This is a genomic window from Magnetococcus sp. PR-3, from assembly GCF_036689865.1.
Taxonomy (GTDB): Bacteria; Pseudomonadota; Magnetococcia; order Magnetococcales; family Magnetococcaceae; genus Magnetococcus.
Window position 1 is genome coordinate 1 of the sequence record NZ_JBAHUQ010000072.1, and the last position, 2,511, is coordinate 2,511.

At 47.3% G+C, this 2,511-nt stretch carries 4 protein-coding genes; all 4 read left to right on the forward strand.

Annotated features, from left to right (window positions below; all coding sequences use genetic code 11):
* Window positions 1-965 (forward strand): hypothetical protein (locus tag V5T57_RS20540; RefSeq protein ID WP_332893144.1); only part of this gene is annotated, 965 nt, incomplete at its 5' end.
* A complete protein-coding gene (locus V5T57_RS20545; RefSeq protein WP_332893145.1) occupies window positions 949-1,332 on the forward strand; it encodes a hypothetical protein in 384 nt (127 codons plus the stop codon). The genes V5T57_RS20540 and V5T57_RS20545, both read left to right, overlap by 17 nt.
* Window positions 1,316-1,846 (forward strand): hypothetical protein, encoded by a 531-nt coding sequence (locus tag V5T57_RS20550; RefSeq protein WP_332893146.1) that lies wholly within the window; start codon window positions 1,316-1,318, stop codon window positions 1,844-1,846. The genes V5T57_RS20545 and V5T57_RS20550 overlap by 17 nt, the downstream gene beginning before the upstream one ends.
* A complete protein-coding gene (locus tag V5T57_RS20555; RefSeq protein WP_332893147.1) occupies window positions 1,833-2,504 on the forward strand; it encodes an ATP-binding protein in 672 nt (223 codons plus the stop codon). Before V5T57_RS20550 ends, V5T57_RS20555 begins: the two co-directional genes overlap by 14 nt.
* The last annotated feature ends 7 nt before the right edge of the window (window positions 2,505-2,511 follow it).

Genomic DNA, 2,511 nt, shown 5'->3' on the forward strand with positions numbered 1-2,511 from the left:
AGCTGTGGCTGTTTAAGGCTTCCACGGATGTAGAACAGTGGAATATCCGTGTTGAAGTAAAAGCGCAACAACTTGCTATTGACGGTTATAGCAAGGTTAAGGAGCGTTTGCTTCATGTTTTGGGGGCGTTGGAGTGCAGGGTGATTAAAGAGTCTATTGGTCGTTTTGATTTGGCTGTAGACGTGAAAACAGCAGAAGACTTTGTTCCTGACCCGTTCATGATTGTTCGTCATAGCCGCACTAAAGTGATGACGAATTATGCCCCTATGCCAGAAGATGAGGCGGTGATTGTAGGTGCCCAGGAAGTGACGGGGATAACGGTTGGAAAGATGCCGCACAGGCAGGTTCAGATATACGACAAAAGGAGAGAGGTAAAAGAGAAAAACAATGGCCATTGGTACGAAATATGGGGTGAAAAAATAGGAACTTGTCCAAGGATTTGGCGGACAGAGTTTCGTTTTGGCAAGCGTGCGCTTAAAGAGCAGTGGAATGTGTCCACGTTTGAACAACTAGAAGATGCTGTTCCGTCAATGCTTGATAACTGCATGGCAGAAATTCGCTATTTGAAAGAGAAAAACCCTGAAAACATCACTAGATCAATTGTTCACGATATGTGGAATTTGATCAGGGAGTCAGTGACTTCAGGTAGCTTTATGGATGGGCTCGGCAAGGTTGGTGGTGTGATAAAGGGCAAGATTGTAAAGGGTTTTAGGCGTGAGTTTAAGGAGAGAATGAACGCCCAAATCATGGGGATGTGTGGGTCTTGGGCGGTGGCGTGTGGCTTGAGGATTAAAGAAGCAAAAAACAAGGTTCCCTTGTATCTGTATCGAATGGGTAAGGAAGCGGTTAGCCAGGGTGGCGTTGAACGCTTAGAGAAGAGCATGAAGCGGGCAACGAAACGGCTGTTTTTGATTGATGATTATATGGGAAATGAAAGGGAGTGTGAGAATGCATCAGCAGCTTGATATTCAAGCAAAGTTACATGAACAGACTGTAGGTGCTGTGATATGTCCTGCGTGTGCAAGTGCGCGCAAGAATGGTTTTTTGTCCATGCGTTTGGATCGGCATGGAAAGGCGTATGGAAACTGTGTTGGTGAGTTCTCGGGTGATGTATGCCGGTATCATATCCGTGGTGGGGATTATTGGCGTCATCCCTCACGGATGCCTGGATATAAAACCGTTGAAGAGATGCGCGAATTACAGGCTAAACAGAGGGCGTCACGTGCGGATCCCGTACGTACGGAATCCGTACGTACGGAGGAGCCACCCACACCTCCCGTTGAACAGCCCGTAAATGAAGGCGTAGGGGGTTTCGATGGATTTGGATGGTGAGGCCGTAGGAACGGAATCTTTAGACGAGCTAAGTAACCCTCTATCAGGTATGCAAATGGGGGATGAAGGTTTGTATGTGTTGGATGCATATTTGCCGTCTGAAGAGGATGAACCCCAGGGGGTGATGGGTGTTGCGACAGATCGTATGGAACGGCAAATTAAGCGTTTGACCGATCCGGTACAGATGCGGTCTTTTGTAGCATCTATGATGGAACGAGGGTCGGAACGGACGGGTTATGACACATACCGTAATGCTGCGTCGAATCCGAACTTTATGGAAGCTGTTGACGCTACCCACGAAATTATCATGGATACCGATGTCTTGGCGTCTGCGCTGGGCAGGGTTAATAGTCAGACCCTTGAAAGGGTTGTTGTTGTCGGGCTCGGTGTCCTGCCGGTCTTTTATATGGCTTGGCAAGAGGGGAGAGAACGGAAAAAGAGGGGTGGAATTCGTCAGGATCAGGGAGAGGCGGATAAACCGGTTGATAAGGGTCTGGAAGATGAAGAAATATAGTAAACCAAGTGGGAACAGAGGCATGATTTATGGTGCTTCTGGTAGCGGTAAATCCGTGTTGATGGCGTCTATTATTCGATCCTGGAAAGCTGAACGGTGCATTATTTTTGACCCGGAGGATATGCTTTCTGCTGAGTTTCAAGAGTATGATTTGATTGAGGGGAGTATAGAGGCTTTTAAGGTGTACCTAAGCAGGAACTGGGATAGGCCGTTTAAGGTGATCTATGTACCACATCCATCGGGTGTGCCTGAGCAATTGCACAACCTTTCAATCTTGGCTTTCCAGGCTCAAGCCTATTATGGTGATTATCGTAGGCCATGGGCAAAGCAACTGCATATTGCTGTAGATGAATTGCATGAGGGGTGCCCTAAAGATATGCCAACAAGGCTGGATGGTTATATTGTGTTGTCCAAGCGTGGACGTAAGCGCGGGATTAACCTGTTGGGAGCAACTCAACGTCCGGTTAGTGTTAATTCTGAGGCACGCACACAGGTTCCTCTTACGTATGTGATTGGGCATTTTCACAGGTTGGATAAAAAGGAAATTACCGGATCAGTGAACCCGGATGCAGTGGAGGAGGTTGAACAGGCTCCCAAGTACCACTATGCAGTCTGTAAAGGTATGGAATATGAGATGTGCGAACCTGTGAGCCAATAAAAAAAAA

Bases quoted from the DNA above. Each gene is read 5' to 3' on its own strand.
- V5T57_RS20545 (WP_332893145.1), top strand. From the start codon at position 949: ATGCATCAGCAGCTTGATATTCAAGCAAAGTTACATGAACAGACTGTA.
- V5T57_RS20550 (WP_332893146.1), top strand. From the start codon at position 1,316: ATGGATTTGGATGGTGAGGCCGTAGGAACGGAATCTTTAGACGAGCTA.
- V5T57_RS20555 (WP_332893147.1), top strand. From the start codon at position 1,833: ATGAAGAAATATAGTAAACCAAGTGGGAACAGAGGCATGATTTATGGT.